The organism is Halobellus rufus (assembly GCF_000739575.1).
Classification (GTDB): Archaea; Halobacteriota; Halobacteria; order Halobacteriales; family Haloferacaceae; genus Haloquadratum; species Haloquadratum rufum.
In genome coordinates this window covers 53248-73722 of record NZ_BBJO01000039.1, presented here as the reverse complement: position 1 = coordinate 73722, position 20475 = coordinate 53248, and the positions used below count along the sequence as shown (strand labels likewise).

Here is a 20475-nt window from a genome sequence, read left to right as displayed (position 1 = left end):
CTCGTTGACCGGGCCACAAGACATTGACCTCCTCCCGCGCCTAAAGACGGGAGGTATGCGCTCGTATCTTTATCACACAACTGTTAGGCGCGGGAGGAGCTCAATTGAGCATTCACACTGAGATTGAAACCCGTCCGTCCGCATCGAACTCGATCACGACATCGAACAGCGGATCAAGAGTAGTAATCGTCCGCTCAGCAACGACCGATGCATCACACTGCACCTGCAAGAGTGTGTCAGTGCCAGCAACCCGGCCGATGAGCAGGTGGAAAAACTGAAACAGCTGGGAACGTGCTGTCGCATCGAGAAACGGCGCAAGCGAGTGGATCCGTACGACCGAATTCGCGCCGATCTGCTCCCAGACGGCCAGTTGGTCGTTCACTCGCTGGCCGAGCGTCGAGAGGTCCCCACAGTCGGGGATGCTCACGATCTGTGCTTCGGTCAGCGAGTGATCGTGATCAGAGTCACGTCCGAGTCTGTGCTGGGCGCCGAGTTGTCCAAACTCATCACTCGCTCCACAGACGACGATCGTTCGTCGTCTGCCAGCCGCTGTACGGTCCAGTTCTGATTCCGGGTTCGGTTCCAATATCGGTTCTGCCCCCGGCTCCGATCCTGATTCATCGGCGGTCCCCGCATCCATTGCAAGCACCTCCAGCCACGCGCGATGATCGGCGGGACCAGCGACCGTATACGTCGGCCACGCGATGTGCTCAGCGCTCTCGTCTGCGGATCGGACACACAGGATGCTCGTTCCGGGGGCAACCGTTCCATCAGTCGACGTCGGCGTTCCGTCGATGGTGATTGTCCCGTCACTGCCGAAATCGATACGATATCCCTCGTATTCGAAGCCCGCTGTCACCGAGGGTCGTTCCGGATCGGCGAGCAGTTCCTGCAGCGCATCGACATCGATGACGTCCTGCAGCGGTGTGAGCACACGCTGGTCGACTCCCTCGAGCCACGCAACCGTCGTCGTGACTCGAGTACTCAACGGGGCGTCTCGTCCGGAGGGGCTAAGAACAGGCACAGGTTGTGAATCCATCGTCTATCTCTGGTGGGAGTGTCTGATCAAGTGCCGAAGGCGCCGGCCAGATAGACACACTGACATCGGATCGGCGCTGGTATACATCACTCTACTTGATTCGTTGACTTGTTTGTTTCTACTGAGCGGTCAGCATCTTCTATTATATATGTTTCCCCTGATGGGTCCGAACCTGCCGTGTGATGGGCGGATTGATCAGCGACACCAAGTTGCGAATCTTACGGCAACTGCGAACGGAACCGCTGCACGGCTACGCGCTCGCAGCCGAGTTAGATCTCAGCCACGGGTATATCTACACACACTTGCGCGAACTCCGGGATGCGGGAATGATCGAAATCGCCGCCGAACGCGACGGGAAGAAAATCTACCAGCTTTCGGAGAACGGCCAGTATCTCGTGAAAGCCTTCGAAGACGAGGTGATACCGGAGTCGTAGGTACTCTCTTCCTGAAACAGAGACTGGATATCGATCGCATACGAGTTGCTAGACGCGATACCGTATTATTTGCACTTCCTGCAAGCCACAAGGAGACACCAGAGTCACTGGAACGATCTCTCGGTCGGATGTTTTTGCGCACGTTGGGGCTTGAGCTGTGCGAGACGTGCAGAAACACCGTTGTCTAGGGCTACAGACAGCAAACACCGGACGGCAGTGCCGTGCAGGAAGTGCAAATAACTCCACTCTATGCCATATTTCGGTGATGACAGATCGAAGCTTTCGACAGAAAGTCATCGACGAATACGGCAACGCGTGTCTGCTCTGTGGTCGCTCGCCATCGGATGGGTACGACCGCCGCCAGGGACTCTCGACGCATCACGTGAACGGTGATGAATCAGATAATCGCCTCGAAAACGTCATTCCTGTCTGTCAAAGCTGTCATATCTATATCCATCGTTCGGACAAGCCGCCCTACCGAAAGTGGCATCGACAGTTGCCTCTGGAGGCTCGGAACTACTGGAATCAGTTCACCGAACGACCGTATACGGGTCCACAACTCACGCGGGAGGAAGCCGAACGTCGCTTTGGTGATGACGGTGAACCGCCACGCGGAACGCGATACTTCGACGCTGATGATGAACGTGGTCCGTGAGGATACACACGAGACCGATCATATCGACGTTCCCTCAAGCACACAAATCAGATCAAAGACGAAATTGACAACCGAGACGCCGCTGACCTGCTATATCTGTGGTGAGACCAGCGAAGAGTGGATAGCGGTGGATATGATCAGATTGTTCAGAGACCAAGCGGCCGCGCGTGACCGATTTGAAGAAAAGCACGGCCGCGAACCCGAGAGCGATCTGTTCGTCTGTCCCGACTGTGAAGCTGAAAATCCTTATACAGACTCAAGGAGAATACCTGCGCCTTTAGGCGCAGGATGAATCCGACAATATTCTACACCAGCCACACTTCGATGGCAAGGCCGGATGTTCCACGCCAACCGACACTATTAACAAAACAGCATTCATAACCAGTTATGAAGCCAGAAAATGAGTCGAACCGTCCGAACCTTCGAGGCCACGATTACGAACCAGCGACAGGTTCGTAACGACCTCGACCAACTCGGATGGGCCGCCTCAAAACTCTGGAACGTTGGTCGCTACTACACACAAGAACAGTGGGACGAAACGGGCGAGATTCCCGATGACGGGGAACTCAAAGCCGAACTGAAAGGCCACGAACGCTACACGGACTTACATTCTCAATCCAGTCAGCGCGTTCTCGAAGAACTCGCTGAAGCGTTCAACGGCTGGTTCGGCAAGCGTCGGAACGGCGACGACCGTGCCCGACCGCCCGGCTACCGCAAAAACGGAGATTCCCACCCGCGTTCAACCGTGTCGTTCAAAGCGGCTGGATTCAAGCACGATGCACAGTTCACCCGTGTCCGCCTCTCGAAAGGCCGGAACCTCAAAAAACACCGTTCGGACTTCATCTTGTGCGAGTGCCAGACTCGCCCGGATGTTGACCTGACCGAGTGGGACGTTCAACAGGTTCGCGCTGTTTACAAGCGCGATGAGTGGCGTTTACAATTCGTCTGTCGAACCACTATCGACCCGGAAACGCCCGGCGACGAGGTGGCAGGTGTTGACCTTGGGATTTGCAACTTCGCCGCCGTCTCGTTCGGCGGTGAATCGGTGTTGTACCCCGGTGGCGCACTCAAAGAGGACGAATACTACTTCACGAAGAAGAAAGCAAAGTGCGACGATTCCTCGTCCCGAGAGGCCACTCGTCTTGACCGAAAGCGAACGGGTCGTCGGACGCACTTCTTGCACGCACTCTCGAAAGCAATCGTAGAGGAGTGCGTGGAACGAGGCGTCGGAACCCTTGTCGTTGGCGACCTTGGCGGTATCCGAGAAGACGACGAGAACGGCGAACCTCAGAATTGGGGCGACCACGGCAATCTAGACTTGCACGGGTGGGCGTTCGACCGCTTCACGACGCTACTTGATTACAAGGCGGAAGCCGAGGGCATCGACGTGGAGTTGGTGTCCGAACACGATACGTCGAAGTCGTGTTCGGCGTGCGGTCAGACGGACAACAATCAGCGCGTTGAACGCGGGCTGTACGTGTGTGAGGAGTGCGACACGGTGGCGAATGCGGACGTGAATGGTGCGGAGAATATTCGGCAAAAGGTACTCCCGAGTCTCGCCACGGACGGCGGTGATAGGGATAACGGCTGGTTGGCACAGCCAGCGGTTCACCTGTTCGACCGTAGTGAGGGCCGTTTCGCCCCACGAGAACAGGTCGTGAACCGCGAACCTTAATATCCCAACTCAGCGGTGCGGTGCCGTGGGAGTCCCGCGTCTTCAGGCGCGGGAGGATGTCAACACGCCGAGAACAGTCGCGAAAAGTACGGAAGGTACTGATCAGGAGAGCCGAGAATGGGACTATTCGATCGAGTGACGTTTGAGGATGGACTCGATGTTGCATTTCCAGAGATTGCTGCGGATCCCTTTGAGATCACTTGGCAGACGAAATCCATTCAGGTCTCTGAGTTCCCGCAACGTCTCCTCGGTCACCGGGATTCGGCTGTCTCTCGACATCGTTCTACGCAGATGCGGCCGACTCTGACCCTTCACGACGGGGCAGGCCGAACTCGACCTCGATTCGGACCGTGTCGTAGGGAACGTACGGCTTCTTCGCGCGGCCGTCCTCTTCGAAGTGGATGATGTCGTACTCGGCCAGCAGGTGAAGATCGTCGTGCACGTCGTGCACGTCACGGTCGAGGCGGTCGGCCAACGCACGGATACTCTCGGGCGGGTGCTCCATCACCGCTTCGAGCAGCTCCATCCGCCGGTCGGTGAGCAGCTGGCGGAGCCGCGCACGATCTTCGAAGTTGACGACGTGCGGTACTTCCTCGCCTTGTTCCCACTGTTCGGCGCGCTCGATGGCGGCCGCCTGCGCCTGCTCCGCTGGGAGTGACGTGATACGTAGCGTCGAAGGGTACTCGACCTCGTCCGGGTCGGGCGTGAATTCGTCGTGGGTGGGTTCGGTGTCAGTGGGTTCGTTGCTCATAGATTTCGGTCACCTCGTTCTGGAAGTCCTCGATCAGGTCGGAGAGGCCTGTGAACTCCAGTTTCGTGATGTCGCCCTCAGGTGGGTGTCGATGATGCCGACCGACATCCAAGTGGTAGGGCGCGTTGTCGTACCGCAGGAGCGTGTCGCCGTCAGCGTCCATATACTGGAAGCTGTACTTCAACCCCTGCGGGAAGTCCTCGCTCACCGGGACCTGCCACGCGACCATCTCGTATCGGCTCCCGTCCGGTTTCTCGTCTTCTTCCCGGTACACGACCGTTGCAGGCATCGGTCTCCTATGTTGGGGAACAACCCCAACAGAGATAAAACTTGTTGTTGGACGGTGAATTGATCGGAGACGTAGCCGAGGGGCAGCTACGCGAATTAATCACTCCAAACGAGTAGCCGATGACGGACGCGCCCTCTGGTTATCGACGACGAGTATGTGAGTCTCGAAGCGAGGTTTAGTGATGGAAAATATTTGATATGACATTTTCTTCCTAGCAGCGAAGATGAGGCTATAGTGGATCTAACTGGCCTGTGATGTGTGGTTTCGGCCGAATCAACAAGTGGAATTTGCGTCAGATCGCTTTCTGAACGGCCGCTCTTGTTTCGCAGGCAACTATTCCAGAGATCTTGAGTAGTTTTGACACCCACCCACGACTAAAGTCGTGGGATTCCTCTCGTGGGAGTCTCAGTCGTCTGAGTCCCCGAGGGCGATATTCTCACTCGTTGTGGTACTCTGGTCTGTGTATTCCTCGTTGGCTGTTGTCTCCACCGCAACAGAGGGCGGGTTGTGGTGTTCCCGCCATTCGTTATTGTTCCACTTGAGGTACACGGGCCGTGCCATCGGCCTTACTGCGTTGTTCTGCTGTCTCAGGAACGACTCACTCGCCACGAGGTCGGCGTGTCCTTCAAACCCGCACGGACACGTTAGCGAATCCTCTTGTCGAATCGTTTCTTCTCGTTCGCCACACTTCGGGCACTCCTGACTCGTCCACGCTTCAGATTCTCCTTCGACCGTGATTCCGTATTCTTCGCACACGTCTTCGAGACGGTCGATGAACCGTCGATAAGCCCAGAAGTTGTGCGTCTTCTCGTTCACATGCGGCGACCAGTGCGTCGAGAGAACACCCTTGATGTCGCCAACGTACAGCGTTGAGACACCTTCGTCGTACAGGCGCTCAACGAGTTCCCGAACGAGTGAATCTTGAGCGTGGTCGCGTCGGTTCGTGCGCTTTCGATACAAGCGGTCGATTCGCTTGCTGGATTCGCGTTGGTTTTCGAGAAGCGACTGGTAGTACGCGATGCGCTCCGTGGTTTCACGGAACTGCTCGAATAGGCTGCGTCCTTCGTACAAGAGTTGTGAGCCGGTCGATACTGTGCAGGCGACGAGGTTGTTCGCGCCAACGTCCAAGGCGGCTTCTTCCGAAGCCAGTGGTGAATCCAGTCGAGAATCATCAACAGTGACTGGTTGGAAAGCCCTGAACGTTTCAGCGAGTTCGTCGTACACAATCTCAAGCCGGTTCTGCTCGCCGCTCCACTTCGGGTCGCCCGCAACTTCAACGCGAAGGCGCTGGTTCCGATTCAGTCCGAGTTCGTCTTTGAGTTCGGAGCCAATTGGGACCTCGAGCCGGGAACGTTTTCCGTACTCGATGGTGTACTGGTCGTTCCGCACGTAGGTTCGGAGAACGCGCCCGTCTTCTTCGTTGCCCCAGTATCCCGGCGGTGACGGTTTTTCATCGAGTTTTCCGGCGTGGTACTTGTTACTTGAGAAGAACGACCGCCACGCTTCCGAGTTTTTGCGGATGATTTGCTGGACGACACTACTGCTGAGGACGCCCTTGTACTTGCCTTCGAGACTGCCGGTGTCGGCGTCCCAGACGTTCTTGTCGTCTTCGAGGAAATTTTGGCGGCGAGCGTAGTTTGTCTCGTTCCAGAGACTCGCAGAAGCATCCAACCAGCGTTTGAACACCTCTCGCTCTTTCTCGGAGCGAGGGCGAACATCGAACTGGTTGACTCGCTTCATCAACTCGGGATACGAAGTGTTGGTTTGTAAAGGTCTGGATCGGCGTTGGAGACTCAGGTTGGCTATCGCTCGTGGTTCGTGTCGTGTATGGTCGGATTCATCCCACGACTAAAGTCGTGGGCTTTCTCCTTGAATCTCTGTAGTCGAGTCTCACAATACGGAAGGTCTCACCGGGGCGTGTCGGGTTGGACAGGTCGAGACCACTGTTCGAAGTCGGCGATGAGGGTCCGATCGCACGTGTTCCAGCCGGTATCGCCCCAAACTTCCTCGATTCGCCACCAGCCGGCCGTTTCTCGGGGGACGAACCGGAGTCGACGACGCGAACGGGCGCCCCCGAATTCGATGATGTGCTCACGAGGTGTGTTCGTCGTCATCGGCTGGGCGGTGGTTGCAGTGCTCTGTGGTTCGATACACCGTGTCGTCTCCGAGGGTTGCTCGGAATTCGTCTGCGAGTTCGTCATTTTCTGTGGGGCCACCTCCGAAGTGACCTCCACTTTCTTGGGGTGATAGAAATCAATCTAGAGCAACTCAGAAACGTCTCGATAGTGGTTTCAGCTCATATTCACAGCGAGTGTCGCGGTGACAGGCACGGTGTGACCCACGGTTCGATGCACGCTCAACCAGTATGGGGCAGCGATCCAGAAAACCGCAATACAGAAGCTGGTTACAGGTCAAACGCAACGACTGATATAATAATCAATATGGGGATCCCAGTGGGGGACGAGTGTGTGAGATACCGGTCAGGAGGGACCCGAGAGGGAGAGAAACAGACATCCATCACCCAGAGAAGTACCCCTCCCCGCTGGAGACAGTACATCGACATCCATCCAGATGCCGACTGTACGGAAACTGCACACGCGGATCGATACGTGGAATACACCGAGCAACCGGAATCGACAGCGATGGCGAGACTCCCTCTGCGGAACTGTCCCTCATTGGATATGGGCGTCCGCTCACTCCACAGATTGAGGGGTCCCCAAGACGGGAACGAATACACACAGACGATGATGCACTCTCGTCGGGCCACTCTCCAAGAGTACACGTATTAGACAAACGACAGTAGCTCAACTCCCATTCACGTAGGGGCTAGTTGCAACTCGACAGCAGGTGTTCTTGATGAGTTCTATCGATGAGTCACTGTTTCGTTGTCCGTATCTGGACCACTGGATGGGCGTTCCGGAACTCTCACACTCAAGACTCCTCGCTAATCCAGGACTGCAGAATGGCTGTTCCACACTGAGATGATCCACCGCTGACCGGAAGAGTTCCACCAAGCAGATCCCACAAACCGCCCCCAGTTATCACGACAGCTTTTCGGACAGGACACGCGAACTTGCCGGAGATATTTCTTCCTTTGAGCAACTCACTTGCTGTGCTTTCTCGTGTCAACACCCAGAGAACAGACGTCGCCACCGAACAGAAAACCCTAGAGAGAACACCTGTTGTTCTTGTACTGTCCGTCTACTTACTGCATCCTCGACAGCGAAACCGCCCCGCACTCTTTGCAGCACTTGTTTCGGACGAATTTGAGAGAAATACTCTTGAACAGCGACGTCGCGCCGCAACAGCAACGATTCTCCACTCCGAACGGAGAGGGTGTCACAACAGCAACGCTTCGAGTGGGGATTACTACGACATCCACGATCACGCTATCTTCTCTCTCCTCTGGATGACTCATCCCCCAAGCGTACGCTCCTTGAGAGGGATACTTCTCTCTCAACAATGCTGCTGAGAGTCACCACTCGATTCGAGAGGTGCCACTCTTTTGATCCGACACGACCGGTGGTGGCACTGGTATACTCCGTCGTAAACTGTTCGAGAGACACCACCCCTTCGAACAGACACTCTCGTTCCGATCGCAACAGTCCTTCCGTGAACCGCCTCGGGGTCAAGCCCCGAGGCACTCGGCCTGTTCCGCCGGTAGATCGACACCACGGAAAACAATCCTCCGATGGGAACGACCTGGTCGAAGAATAGTGTTTTTCTCAGAGAGTACTCCTCCGTCCACCCCCGATTGCCACCTGCTCGCCCCCCATTCGAGGCGGCGGTTGCCACCCAGTTCCCCCCACCAATCTTCGAGTCTCTTCCTACCAAACTTGGGTCTCTACCTGGAAAGACACGACGTATATCCCGTACGATCTGTTCGAACATCCTCCACTGTGTGTCCCCCTGGTAGGTGACACTGTTTCCCCGAGGAGACGATGCTTGTGCGTGGCTCCGTCCCGGGTTGTGTCTGTCTGTTAGTCATTCCCGTTGGATCCCCATATTAGTATTATATTCAGTCGCGAATTCCTCCCTGTAACCTGCTTCCGTCTGGCGATTATTCGAGGAGTGCCCGGCATCCAGATGAGTGCCTCTCAGTAGGGGCATCACCGTGGGGTGCACCCTCACTACTGGCTCACAGCCCTTGAGATCGGCATCAAGGTGGTCGTCTGCGACACGGCCTGATTCCCGTGGTGGGATTCCTCCGTTTACGCGGAGGAGGGGGTCAATCCGAGCAAAGCAGTTATACTAATTCCCACTCTACGTGGGAATATGGCTAAAGTAGACTCGAAGGGGCGGATTGTGCTCCCGCAGCGCGTTCGGGAACGGCTCGGGATTGAGCCTGGGACTGAGGTGGAGGTACACGAAGAAGATGGGAAGGCCGTCGTCAAGCCGGAGGACAACCCCGAAGCAATTATCGAACGGATGGAAGCACTCATCGACGAGACGTCGCCGGCGAGTAGGGAGACGAGGCCACTAGACGCCGACGTCGATCCAGTCGCCCAGAAGCACAGAGACGCTGTTCGTCGCGGCGCAGAGCAGGAATCAGATGCCTGAGACGGAGGGCCCGTATCTGTTCGACGTTGGCGTAATCGCCCTCGCCCACACGGATGCGCCCGTTCGCGACGCTGCACTCGAGTACGTCAAAGCCGGGATCGCGGGCGACATCGACGCCGTCGTCCCCTACCCGGCTGTGATCGGCGCCCACAACGTCCTCACGACGTACTATGGGCGTTCGAGTGCGGAGGTCTCTCGACTCCTCCAGAACTTCTTGGATGCCCAGCGGATCCACTGGTGCGACGACGTCTCTCAGGATGTCGTTCGGGATGGATTCTCGCAGGCAAGCGAGGTCAACGTCGGCGGATGGGATGGCTACTACGCACAGATAGCGATCACCGAAGGGGTGAACACCGTATTGACGATCGACGACGACTTCGAGCGATTCGATGCGTTCGACACCGAGATCATTCTCTCTGCGGAGCAATTCCAAGAGCTGAACGAGTTCTTGGACAGCTGTTGACCTCCTCCCGCGCCTGAAGACGCGGGAATCCCACCATGGGATTTCAGGCCGAGCGTGGCCCTCTGGTTTCAAGACGCATACGTTCCACGCGTCTCTTGCTGGGTCTCAGCATCGGCGTGGGTGTCTTGTGGGGCGGTCAAACGCCCCCCGTCCTCAGCCGAGTCATCGCCATCCGTGTGTTCTCTTGAATAGCTCTCTCCGCTGAGGTAGCGGTCTGCGATGTTTATCGCCCCGTTCACGTCCGCTTGGTACTCACCCATCCAGCAAGTGTCGTTCGTACACTTGAACGTCGCCTGCTGTGAACGGTATCCTATTTCACCGCACGCGTGGCACTCCTTCGATGTGTTGCACGGGTTCACCGTCTCAATGGGGATTCCCTTCTCGACGGCCTTGTAGCGTATCTGTGCGTTGAGTTTGGCGAATCCCCATCCGTGGAGGCGTCGGTTCATATACTCGCCGTAGTCCATTGACTCCCGTATGTAGGTCAAGTCTTCCAGAACAAGAACGGGGTTCTCGACGGATTCGGCGTACTCCACGACCTCGCGGGTGACCCGGTGGAACACGTCGTCGATCTGGTTCCACAGGTCGTCACCGAAGGACTCCGCGATACGCTCGCTTCCGCGCGTCTGGAGTCGGCGCTTGGCGGTGAAGTAGGTCTTGCGGAGCCGACGGACAGTCTTGCCCTCGTCGGCCCACAGTTGGGGCGTTGTCGGAGAACCGTGGTCGTCGCGGTGACACACCGTGACGAGTGACGCTTCCCCGATGTCCACTCCGATAGGTGTCCGTTTCTCGGCAGACGCCCCGGAGCGTTTCTTTACCTCGCGAGTAGCGGTGACGTGGAGGAACCACGTCCCCTCTCGCTCGAACAACCGACTCTCTCCCATCTCCGCGTCGCCAGCGTTCACCGCTTCGAGCCAGTCTCGTTGTTCGGGATTCGGCTGTGCTGGCAGCCAGAGGTGGTAGTCCTCGTGATGCGGGATCTTGACGTACCACTCGATAGCGTTCTCGGGCTTGTGGTCGAGCCGTAGCCCCTCGTTGGTGAACCGAACAGGGTGGTCGTCGTGTAGGTCGCCCGCATTGTAGGTCGTCGTGAGTTGCGGGACGTACTTCTTGAGCGCGTTCTTCGCGTACCCGCTCAGATTGTAGGTGACCACCACGTCGTTCGCTTCGGTCTGTGTGGTACAGTTCTGGTTGAAGGCGTCTTGGAGGGCGTGCCGGTATGCCTTTCGTGTCTCTCGGAGTTTCCGCCGCTTGTGGGCGTTCGGGTCCACAAGCTTGAGTTCGAGCGTCTTCGTGAGTTCGGTCACGAATCGCCCTCCTTGTGTTGCTGGATGTAGTTCTCGACAGTCTCGCTGGAAACGTGTCCAGCGGTTCCTGCGTAATACCCTCGCGCCCATCCGATTTTCTCACCATCGTAGTCGGCGTATCGGTGGTTGTACTTGCGCGAGGAGATACCCTTGAACCAGTTGGCGAGGAGTGCCGGTTCGTTCTTGGGTGGACTACTGACGAACAGGTGAACGTGATCAGACTGGACGGTGAGGTCAAGAATTTCGACGCCCTTGTTGTCGGCGATTTCGTGGAGGATGGTCCGCACACGGTCAGCGACCTCGTTGACGAGTACCGAGTTGCGGTACTTCGGCAACCACACTATGTGGTAGTTGAGGTTGTAGGTCGTATGCCGTGTGGTCTTCATCCGTATCACACACTATAGTCTGCTGACGTATTAATACTACTGATAGAACGGTAGGAAATCCAGCCATCGCGTCGTCGGTGGGTGTGTCGGCTATTGTCCGCTTGACCCCCGCCTAAAGACGGGGGTATGCGCTCGTATCTTTATCAATCGTTCTGAGTTGGGTTCTCCGTGTTAGCCCGCGTAGTTGGTGGAAATATCTTGCGCAATGTACGTCAGTCACCTTGCGTCGCGGGTGGGAACGTTCCTGTGTAGTTGGTCGTAGTCACCTCGTGTAGTTGCTGTCACTCTCCGCGCAAAGGGTGGTCACTCGCCTCGCGTCGGTGGTGTAACCTGTGTGTTTGCCTCGAAACGTTTGGAAGTCGCCAGCGCGGCAGCATTTACGCCTGCAAGCGGCGACCGGCAAGATGGTGATTCCGATGCCATAGGATGCGCACGCCGCTCAATCCACAGCTGAGCACGATCGCACCGCTGCGATATCAGCGGGACAACTCTGCTCGTAGTGGACACACGGTGTCTCCTCAGGAGCATTGGTTCCCCACCGCTTCGAGGAAACACGGAGACCCGAACAACGACCGGCGGTTCACGCTCTCACCAATAGACGGCACGAACCACATCCACACACCCACACCCACACCTGACAGATGTCAATCCACCCCTCATCCACACCCACGGATCGACTGCAACTGCCCATCAGGCGACAGACATCGACACGGTTCGACCGCGATAACGTAGCCTTCGTCGACGTCGACGCGTCAATGGCTGATCGACTCACGACAGGCCCGAATCGAATGACACTGGCCATCCGAGACCTCTACAGCAGCCAGTTACCGATCGACCACCTGGGATATTTTATGTATAACCACCCGGAGGGGGTTATCGTCGGCCTTCATCCGCATTCGCCGAAACTGCTCGAAGAGCAACAAGCGGGGCTGAACGACGTCAGTGCCGACGGCGAGTGGCTTTCGGAACCGCTGAAAACGACTGTCAAGGCACTCGAAGAACACCTGCCGGACTCGCTGTCACCGACGGTTGGGACGTTTTCCTTCGGTGGGTTCGGCACCGAGCCCGTGACGACGTTCCGGCTCGTTATGGAAAACAAACAGACCGTCGCCCCGCGTGAGAACGTTTCGAACGCGGATGTACTGGCATTCCTCGAGGAGTTTCGGAACGAACCCTTCCTGTATTACTGTCATATCCGACGCCAACCAACGAAACTGCCGGAAGCATACGAGTATCAGGTCGTCGTCCGGATCGCACTGTTCGATCCGGACTATCAGCTTACGACAACTGCCGATCTCAAACGCCTCGTCGAAGATGGCCATCCGCACGATCCGACCGATGTCTTCTCGGAGTTGGGTGTCGCCTCGAATATTTCGGTCTTCCGCGAGACGGTCGGCATCAGCCCGTGGGACGGCCAGCTGCTCGTGCGGGGAGATGCGCCGGTGGAGACACTCGAGGAGATTCGGCCGCTGCTCTCGGGCAACCAGGAATATATCGAACTCCTGCGCGGACGGTATGGGGCCGACGACCTCTATGATCACACCTGTGCGTACACGAGTCTGATGCTTCGTGAACGCGATCTCGGCCATTTCGTCGGCCTCGGAGGTGTCCAGCCGACTGTGGATATGTGGCAACGAGTTCCCGGCAAAACCGTCATGGATCTCGAGACGCTCACACAGCAGCCGGAGTATCTCGAACCCAAACCGCTGGAGGTCTCGATCGATTCCGATCCCGAGGAGGACGATGCCATCGCGACCGCGACGCGGAGTACGGCCAACGACGGGACAGCCCGCCACTGGGGGATCATCAAAATCGCCGCCCGGACGTTCCGCGAACAGGGCTGTAACGTCTATATTCCCAGAGAAAACACCGAGTCACGTCCGGATCTATGGATTCAAACGCCCTCAGGTGAGATCCTCGCGGTCGAAGTCGAGTCATCCACGAAATCGAAAGCGGCGAATCTCTTTACGAACGTGACGCGGCAGGCGATGTGGGGCTATCAGACGATCGTCGTGATGGATCCGGGTCTCGACGACGATGGGACGCCCAAGTCTGCGACGACTGCCGTCAACTGGGCGGTCAACAAACTCGCAAAGCCGATGAAACAGCTCGGCGAGACGGAGACGCTAGTACATAACACCACGAGCACGATCACCGTCGATGGGGCGACGCTGTTGCTCCCGGAGGGTATCTCAGAAGCACGCTGGTGGCTCACGTGGGATAACGAGTATGTCCTCCGTCACGACGGGGAGGTGTTAGCGCGGGGGCCGGCCACGGCACCCCTTAGCGAGTTCGAGTTCAATCTTCCGCGACTCTATACGATCGAAGAGGCCGGCGAGAAAACGTATGTTGTCGAAGCCGCCGATGGAGCGCGACTCCACACGTATGCGAGCGCCGATGACCTCACGCGAACCAAACTCAAAGCACCGCATCGCCCGGTAGATCTCGCACACCTGCAGTTCGTCGATTCGATCTACTCGTATGATGATGCGGACCACCAGCTCGTCCACCACGAAATCACGGCGAAATGGGACAGCCCACAGGCGACCGAACGCCACGAGCGAAGCCACGAAGACGCCTTTAGCACCTTTACGATCTCGAAACAGGGCGAACGCATCTGGGAAGATGAGTGTCGGCCCTTCATCCGGCAGTGGATCGGCTCGCTGAGTTCCTTCGGCCCGCCCGCAAAGAACATCTACGGGGAACACAGACAGGATTATACGACCCGGCGGGCGAATTCGACGGACACCGGCAAAGAAAAGTTCTATGATAATCTCACGTTCCGGTATGATCGGGGACTCATCGCGCCCACAACGCCGGGGCTGGAGACCACACCGCAGTTCCCCGAGGAATTCGACGTCGAGCCCGCAGACGTGCTCAAAGAGCCGCTGATCTACGGGCTGGAGGATCGTGCGATGGCGCTGAACGAGACGCCGGGTGAACCCGAATCGGGAGACAATCCAGATCCGGACGCCGACGAGTAACGACCGAGATCCACATCGATTCCACGCCGATGCGCTCACACAGACAGGTCACCGACGACCGCGTTTCGATCGCTCCGGACGGAACGGTTCGGCCGAATGAGCCGGTTGTGAGCCAGCACTTCGATACCGGCGTCGAAACGAGCGACCCACAGGCGGGTGTGGTTTTGCTGTGGGCCGACGCAATACAGGCGCTCATCCTCACCCCGGTTTCACAGACAGGTCGAATAACGGCTGCGGAGGCCGGTCTCTCATTCGAGCAGTTCGCTCCAGAGGAACTCGTCTATGCGTATCGGTTCCAGCGAGAGCGAAGTGGCGGTCGATTCAGTTGTAAGCGCATGTTGCGTTCGTGGGGTCTTCTTCCGGAGCAGACGATCCAGTATGAAGCTGAGTGGTCCGATGAGTACGCGTGTGTATTCGTCGATCTCGAAGCGCCGATCGAAACAGCGTGAGCGTGATCACGCAGGGCGCTCTCGATTGCCGTAGAGGAAGTCCGTGAGAACGACTGTATACACATTGTTCGAGCAGCTCAAAGGCATCCGAGAGCGCCTACCGCACGCGAAAGCAGTTGACTGACATACCCATGTAGGAGCGATTCTATGCGCTCGCCGGCGCACTGTCGCCATCGATGTCGACGCCTTCGACGAGTGGGTAATCGATGTGCATCTCGATCCGGTCAAACGGGACGACAGGCTGCATCGCGCCACCGGACCCGCCCGCTTCGAGTTCGAGGATGCCGAGCACCTCTAGTTGTTTCAGATCCGAGTGGACGTCGGAGATATCACGATCCACGAGGCGGGCGGCCTCCCGCATACTCTCGGGGCCGTGCTCGGCAATCGCTTGGATGAGTTCCAAGCGCAGCGGTGTGAGACTTTCAACGAGATCGTCGTAGCTCCCGAACTGCAGCGTCACCTTCCTCTCCTGTTCGTCGAGACCGCCGTCCTCGGCGGCCTGGACGAACTGTAGTGCGTCCTCACGGAGCTGTTCTCGATCGCCGACGGTGATGTGGAGTGTGGTCATAGTCGCGTTGAGGTGGTCGTGATGTTGGTTGGTGTGCGTTAGTAGGGCCGTGGTGGTTCGCCGCCAGCGGCGTCCCAGTACTCGTCTGCGCTCGCCCAGAAATCCACGAGCAACTCCTCCATCCCCGAGAAATCGACGTCATCGATCCCACCGGCAGCGGTGTGGAGTTCGTGGCCTTTCGTGTCTTCGTGAGCGTTGTCGTAGCGGATGAGAGTTAGGTCCTCGAGGGTTCCCAAATGAAGCGTGTACTTCCAGCCCGATGGGTAGGTCTCGGTGGTCTCAGTCGCTCGGAGCACAACGTTCTCGACGAGACCGGCCTCAACGTGGGTGTACTGGAAGACAGGCTTTTGGGCCATCCCTTACGTGTTGGGTCAACGCCCAACGTCATAATACCAGCGGAGAGTTTCGATTTCCTGTTACACTTCGCTCGCTCGCAGAATTCAGACAATCGGTTCGACGATAACCGTCTCGTGCTTCAGGTGTAGAGGAGGTATACGGAACGAAATTCACCGAATCTGTCGGTGAATAGGAGTAACGGCTGGTTGGCACAGCCTTCGACGTTCCTGTTTGACAATGAAACTGGTGCGTTCGCACCTCAAGAACAGGTCACGTCGTAAACCACATTATCCCAAATCGCCGGTGCGATACCGTGGGATTCCCGCGTCTTCAGGCGCGGGAGGATGTCAAGTGGCCACCACTGAGAAAACCAGCTCCAATATGCTGCCGTGGTGAGAGGCTCGTCCTCAAGAACACCTACATATAACCGTCACTCGACTGTCACGCTTTTCGCGAGATTCCGTGGTTTATCGATTGCCCGATCTTTCGCATCGGCTACGTAGTATGCGAACAGTTGAAGAGCGACGTTCGCGACGACGGGCTCGAGTGGCCCACACTCGGGAATGTCAAACGTCGTGTCGACGTGACTCGTCGCTGCCGGATCACTCGTTACCCCGATGACGGGCGCCCCACGGGATTCGACCTCATTAACATTATTCAGCGTCTTCTCGGCGGCGCTCGCGTTCGTGAGAAGTGCAATAACGGGCGTCTCAGGGGTGACGAGCGCCAATGGCCCGTGCTTTAATTCACCAGCAGCAAAGCCTTCGGCGTGATCATACGAGATCTCTTTGAGTTTGAGCGCGCTTTCGAGCGCTACGGGATACCCTGCCTGCCGACCAATATAAAAGAAGGACTCACTATCGGCGTACGTCTCGGCCGCGTCCTTGATCGTAGCTTCCCGATCGAGAATTTGTTGGACAGCCCCTGGAAGATCACGCAAGCTTTCGAGTAGTTCTGTCGTCGTTTGGGACGTAATGGATTGACGGACTTGTCCCAGATGCACAGTCAGCAGCGTCGCTGTCGCCACTTGGGAGACAAACGTTTTCGTCGCGGCGACCCCAATTTCGGGCCCGGCACGAATAAACACCGTATCGTCCGCATCCCGCGTCACCGTACTTCCTAACGTGTTCGTCACGGCGAGCGTTCGCGCCCCGGCGCGCTTTGCGTTCCGCAGGGCAGAGAGCGTATCGGCAGTCTCGCCACTTTGGGTGATCGCAACGACCATCGTACGCCACGGATCACGATCCCCACCGAACTCATACTCGCTTGCGATATGCACCGTCACGCGAACGCCGGCGTGTGCTTCGAGGAGTTCCTTCGCATACAAGCCGGCGTGATACGACGTCCCGCACGCTACGATCTGGATTTCTTCGATCGAGCGCAGATATTCCGCTGGAAGGTCGATATCGAGATCGACGCTCGTGGCGAGTTCGTCGATGCGCCCGGAGATCGCCTGCCGGAGCGCCCGTGGCTGTTCGTGTATCTCCTTGAGCATATAATGCTCATAGCCGCTCTTGCCGGCCGCTTCGGCGTCCCACTCGAGGGTTTCGATTTCTCGCGTAACCGGTTCGCCGGCGTTGTAGATCTCGATGTCCTCGCGTGTCAGCCGAGCAATGTCCCCAGATTCAAGGTAGGTTACTTGATCTGTGTGCTCGATGAACGCGGTTGCGTCGCTTCCGATGAATGTCGCGTTCTCGCCGTGGCCGACCAGCAGTGGGCTGTCCTCTCGTGCGACGACGACGCCGTCGTGACCGGCAGCAGTCACCGCGATCGCGAAGCTCCCCTCGAGTTGGGCAGTCGTTCGCTGGACGGCCGTGAGCAGTGAGACGTCATCGGCGAGGTGATTTTCGATGAGATGGGGGATGACCTCGGTGTCGGTGTCACTTTTGAAGATGTGTTGGTCGCGGAGAGCAGCTTTCAGTTCTTCGTAGTTTTCAATGATCCCATTGTGGACGACCGCGACGTCACCCGAGCAGTCGGTATGCGGATGGGCGTTCGTCTCGGTCGGTTCCCCGTGGGTACTCCAGCGGGTATGGCCGATTCCGCAGGCGACGTCGTTTTGGGCGGGAACTGGCAGTTCGTCCACCTCGCCTTCGGTCTTATAGACCGATACTGTCTCGCCGGCCAGCGCAATCCCTGCAGAGTCGTAGCCTCTGTATTCGAGGTTTTTGAGTCCTTGATGGACGATGCGACCGGCCGGTTCAGTACCAATATAACCAGTAATTCCACACATACGTTAGCCCCGTTCGACGTGCGTACTGTCGTCGATGCGCCCCGATACCAACGCTGCACTCCCGATGTGTGCATCGTTGCCGACGATGGATCCCGGCGTGATGGTGACGTTGCCACCGACGTCGACATTATCACCCAGCAGTCCCCCGAAGGTGACGTCGTGATATACCCTCTCGTTGAGGACGACGTCTGTACTGCCGCCTTCGACGGTGGTGTTGGGTCCAATAGTGGTGTTGGCGCCGACGATACAGTCTGTCACTACTGCTCCAGCCTTTAGTGTCACGTCAGATAAAATTACTGCATTTTCTAACACGACGCCCGGCCCGACGCTGACGTTGTCCCCGAGTGTGACGCCGCGGAGGACAGCTGCCTGCGGATGAACAGAGACGCCCTCGCCCACAATTGCGGCCTCTGCGACGACCGCAGAGTCGTCGACTCTCGCAGGGTCAGTTCCCGATGGACCCTCATAAGCGATCAGCGAGTCGTTCATTTCGAGTAGATCCCACGGCTCGGAGACGTCGAGCCACATCCCACGGTAGGTGACTGCACGGAGTCGCTGGTCGTCGATGTATCTAGTGAGTGTATCGGTGAGTGCCTGTTCGCCCGTTCCTTCGGTCTGTCGAATCGCCGCGAAGATGTCGGGCTCGAACGCGTACACGCCGGTGTTGATATATTCAGACGTCGTAAGCTGTGGAAGTGGTTTCTCTTCGAGACTCGAGACCATCTCACCGTCGAGTTCGACGACGCCGTAGCGGCTCGGCTCCTCAACCCGCGTGACGCTCAAGACGGGGTCGCCGGTTTCTTGATGACGGTCCCAGACGCGCTCGATAAGCGCCGCGTCAATGATCCGATCACCATTCATCGCAATGAAGGAATCGCCGATCTGTGCTTCTGCTTGAAGCAACGCGTGCCCCGTCCCGAGTTGTTGCTCTTGGACCACATACGAGATGTCGAGCTCCCAGTCTTGGCCGTCCTGGAAGTAATTTTGAATCCGTTCGCGGTTCGATCCGACGACGAGAATGACTTCGTCGACGGCTGCGCCGTCGAGTGCGTCGATGACGTGTTCTAAAATTGGGCGATTCGCGACGGGAATCATCGGCTTCGGGCGATTCTCTGTAAGTGGCCACAACCGTCTGCCCTTGCCGGCCGCCAGCACGACAGCTTTCATTGCTGAGTCGAACTCGGGCGGGATGCATAGCTCTTGGGTCACCGGGGCACTCCGACGGAGTCACGGTGATGAGAATGACATCGTAACGATTTCGAGGTCTTCGCCATCCCGACAGCTGCGATTCACTTCCTCACGGTCACATACCTCTGTCTACAGGGACGTCGATCGCGTGTGAAGCGTTACCGGTGCCGATAACTGCATTCCCCGAGGCGTCCACTTTCATTAGTCGGCGTCGACGATATCGGCTATGCTTCCGTTGGAGCATTTCATCGTCGCCGTGCTTCCGCTGTTGGTGATCGTTTTCGTAGTGGAGCAACGGCTCCCGAGTCTGCTCTTCGTCAGCTGTCGTCTTAACCCTCGTCCTGTACGTGTTGCGACTCGACATCCGCGAACAGTGGGGCAGATAGCGATCTGCAGCTTACATCCAGCGGTGATCGACGAGTGTCAGTCCAAGGACGATGACAACTGCGACGACAGCTGGCCACACGTCGGTGCTCAAGTATAGCCCAGGGGTTCGCGGGGCGACTGTCGACACCGGCCACAACAAAGGATAAGAATGTCCCGACGCTTTGAGCAAAGCGGCATCAGCGACTAGGTGTGTTGCCGCACCGAGCCCGAGTAGCCCGCCGACGCGTCGCCGATACGGGATGTCGACGATGAAGACACCGATGAGTACTGCCAAAAACGCCCCACCCGCAGTATGGAGCCCGCTCCAACTGAATGGCACTGCCCACAGAGCGGTTATGGCTTCGCCCGGAACCACGAGCGCGATTTTCGCGAGATCCGGAACGAACGTCCCCGTCATCACGACAGTCACATAGCGAGCATCAAGCCACGCGTATCGCCACGAGAGCACGAGTCCGACCGCATAGCCGAGCAACGCGTGGGTCAACAGGTCAGGCATCCCGGTCCTCCATCTCGCGTCCATTGCGCACGTGGTTCAGTCGGTCTCGGAGTCTGAGCGGGGAAGTTCGAGGGATTAGCGCCTGTTGGGCTCGATCGAATCGCCAGTGTCGGACGATTCGTGACAGCGTCCAGAGTCCAGCGAGGAAGGATATTGCGTACATATAACCGATATTTCGCGATGGTACCGTCACCATTCGAGTGACGCGAACGGTCCGATCGTCAGTGAGGGTTCCGAACACTTGGACCCGGTCACCCTCCCGAATTGACTGTGGG

The 20475-nt window shown here is 57.5% G+C and carries 20 protein-coding genes; 9 read left to right on the top strand and 11 right to left on the bottom strand.

What is annotated here, in order from left to right:
- Positions 1-112: 112 nt before the first annotated feature.
- The gene (locus tag ACP99_RS14955; RefSeq protein ID WP_156105759.1) at positions 113-988 is read right to left on the bottom strand and encodes a DUF7504 family protein; all 876 of its coding nucleotides are present in this window, start codon (positions 986-988) and stop codon (positions 113-115) included.
- Positions 989-1221: 233 nt separating this feature from the next.
- Between ACP99_RS14955 and ACP99_RS14950 the strand changes: the two genes are divergently transcribed.
- The 4 genes from ACP99_RS14950 to ACP99_RS14945 all read left to right on the top strand — a co-directional run bounded on the left by ACP99_RS14950 (position 1222) and on the right by ACP99_RS14945 (position 3803).
- Positions 1222-1473, top strand: coding sequence for a winged helix-turn-helix domain-containing protein (locus ACP99_RS14950; RefSeq protein ID WP_049987366.1), 252 nt, complete (start codon positions 1222-1224; stop codon positions 1471-1473).
- A 265-nt stretch (positions 1474-1738) separates the two neighbouring features.
- Complete coding sequence (locus tag ACP99_RS19475) at positions 1739-2128, top strand: HNH endonuclease (RefSeq protein WP_081927505.1); 390 nt, start codon at positions 1739-1741, stop codon at positions 2126-2128.
- Positions 2109-2420, top strand: a complete 312-nt coding sequence (locus ACP99_RS20135; protein ID WP_156105758.1) for a hypothetical protein — start codon at positions 2109-2111, stop codon at positions 2418-2420. Before ACP99_RS19475 ends, ACP99_RS20135 begins: the two co-directional genes overlap by 20 nt.
- A 108-nt stretch (positions 2421-2528) precedes the next feature.
- A complete protein-coding gene (locus ACP99_RS14945) occupies positions 2529-3803 on the top strand; it encodes an RNA-guided endonuclease InsQ/TnpB family protein (RefSeq protein ID WP_049987365.1) in 1275 nt (424 codons plus the stop codon).
- A gap of 283 nt (positions 3804-4086) precedes the next feature.
- Here the strand turns inward: ACP99_RS14945 and ACP99_RS14940 are convergent, their stop codons facing one another.
- The 3 genes from ACP99_RS14940 to ACP99_RS14930 all read right to left on the bottom strand — a co-directional run bounded on the left by ACP99_RS14940 (position 4087) and on the right by ACP99_RS14930 (position 6583).
- Positions 4087-4554, bottom strand: a complete 468-nt coding sequence (locus ACP99_RS14940; protein WP_049987364.1) for an HVO_A0114 family putative DNA-binding protein — start codon at positions 4552-4554, stop codon at positions 4087-4089.
- Positions 4535-4843 carry a toxin-antitoxin system TumE family protein gene (locus ACP99_RS14935; protein ID WP_049987363.1) on the bottom strand — a complete coding sequence of 103 codons (309 nt, stop codon included), beginning with the start codon at positions 4841-4843 and terminating at the stop codon, positions 4535-4537. The genes ACP99_RS14940 and ACP99_RS14935 overlap by 20 nt, the downstream gene beginning before the upstream one ends.
- 405 nt (positions 4844-5248) lie before the next feature.
- On the bottom strand, positions 5249-6583 hold the full coding sequence (locus tag ACP99_RS14930; protein ID WP_049987362.1) for an IS200/IS605 family transposase: 1335 nt from the start codon (positions 6581-6583) through the stop codon (positions 5249-5251).
- Positions 6584-6943: 360 nt separating this feature from the next.
- Here ACP99_RS14930 and ACP99_RS20620 point away from each other — a divergent pair, with 360 nt between their 5' ends.
- The 3 genes from ACP99_RS20620 (at position 6944) to ACP99_RS14915 (ending at position 9866) form a co-directional block, all read left to right on the top strand.
- Positions 6944-7090: a hypothetical protein gene (locus tag ACP99_RS20620; protein WP_197052483.1), complete on the top strand. Its 147-nt coding sequence runs from the start codon at positions 6944-6946 to the stop codon at positions 7088-7090.
- A 2028-nt stretch (positions 7091-9118) separates the two neighbouring features.
- Entirely contained in the window at positions 9119-9403 is a 285-nt protein-coding gene (locus tag ACP99_RS14920; RefSeq protein ID WP_049987360.1) for an AbrB/MazE/SpoVT family DNA-binding domain-containing protein, read from the top strand.
- Positions 9396-9866 (top strand): type II toxin-antitoxin system VapC family toxin, encoded by a 471-nt coding sequence (locus tag ACP99_RS14915; protein ID WP_049987359.1) that lies wholly within the window; start codon positions 9396-9398, stop codon positions 9864-9866. Before ACP99_RS14920 ends, ACP99_RS14915 begins: the two co-directional genes overlap by 8 nt.
- 68 nt (positions 9867-9934) lie before the next feature.
- Here ACP99_RS14915 and ACP99_RS14910 read toward each other — a convergent pair whose 3' ends face one another.
- Both ACP99_RS14910 and tnpA read right to left on the bottom strand, forming a co-directional pair.
- On the bottom strand, positions 9935-11173 hold the full coding sequence (locus ACP99_RS14910) for an RNA-guided endonuclease InsQ/TnpB family protein (protein ID WP_049987358.1): 1239 nt from the start codon (positions 11171-11173) through the stop codon (positions 9935-9937).
- The gene (tnpA, locus tag ACP99_RS14905; RefSeq protein WP_049987357.1) at positions 11170-11559 is read right to left on the bottom strand and encodes an IS200/IS605 family transposase; all 390 of its coding nucleotides are present in this window, start codon (positions 11557-11559) and stop codon (positions 11170-11172) included. Before tnpA ends, ACP99_RS14910 begins: the two co-directional genes overlap by 4 nt.
- A 788-nt stretch (positions 11560-12347) precedes the next feature.
- Between tnpA and ACP99_RS14900 the strand changes: the two genes are divergently transcribed.
- Together ACP99_RS14900 and ACP99_RS14895 are read left to right on the top strand one after the other, a co-directional pair.
- Complete coding sequence (locus ACP99_RS14900) at positions 12348-14543, top strand: hypothetical protein (RefSeq protein ID WP_156105757.1); 2196 nt, start codon at positions 12348-12350, stop codon at positions 14541-14543.
- Positions 14544-14650: 107 nt separating this feature from the next.
- Complete coding sequence (locus tag ACP99_RS14895) at positions 14651-14992, top strand: hypothetical protein (RefSeq protein WP_156105756.1); 342 nt, start codon at positions 14651-14653, stop codon at positions 14990-14992.
- Between the two features lie 145 nt (positions 14993-15137).
- Here the strand turns inward: ACP99_RS14895 and ACP99_RS14890 are convergent, their stop codons facing one another.
- The 5 genes from ACP99_RS14890 to ACP99_RS14870 all read right to left on the bottom strand — a co-directional run bounded on the left by ACP99_RS14890 (position 15138) and on the right by ACP99_RS14870 (position 20200).
- Entirely contained in the window at positions 15138-15560 is a 423-nt protein-coding gene (locus ACP99_RS14890) for an HVO_A0114 family putative DNA-binding protein (protein ID WP_049987354.1), read from the bottom strand.
- Between the two features lie 38 nt (positions 15561-15598).
- Complete coding sequence (locus ACP99_RS14885; RefSeq protein WP_049987353.1) at positions 15599-15916, bottom strand: toxin-antitoxin system TumE family protein; 318 nt, start codon at positions 15914-15916, stop codon at positions 15599-15601.
- 410 nt (positions 15917-16326) lie between these two features.
- Complete coding sequence (glmS, locus tag ACP99_RS14880) at positions 16327-18129, bottom strand: glutamine--fructose-6-phosphate transaminase (isomerizing) (RefSeq protein ID WP_049987352.1); 1803 nt, start codon at positions 18127-18129, stop codon at positions 16327-16329.
- 3 nt (positions 18130-18132) lie between these two features.
- Positions 18133-19296, bottom strand: a complete 1164-nt coding sequence (locus ACP99_RS14875; RefSeq protein WP_049987351.1) for a sugar phosphate nucleotidyltransferase — start codon at positions 19294-19296, stop codon at positions 18133-18135.
- A 418-nt stretch (positions 19297-19714) separates the two neighbouring features.
- Positions 19715-20200: a metal-dependent hydrolase gene (locus ACP99_RS14870; protein WP_049987389.1), complete on the bottom strand. Its 486-nt coding sequence runs from the start codon at positions 20198-20200 to the stop codon at positions 19715-19717.
- Positions 20201-20475 lie beyond the last annotated feature (275 nt).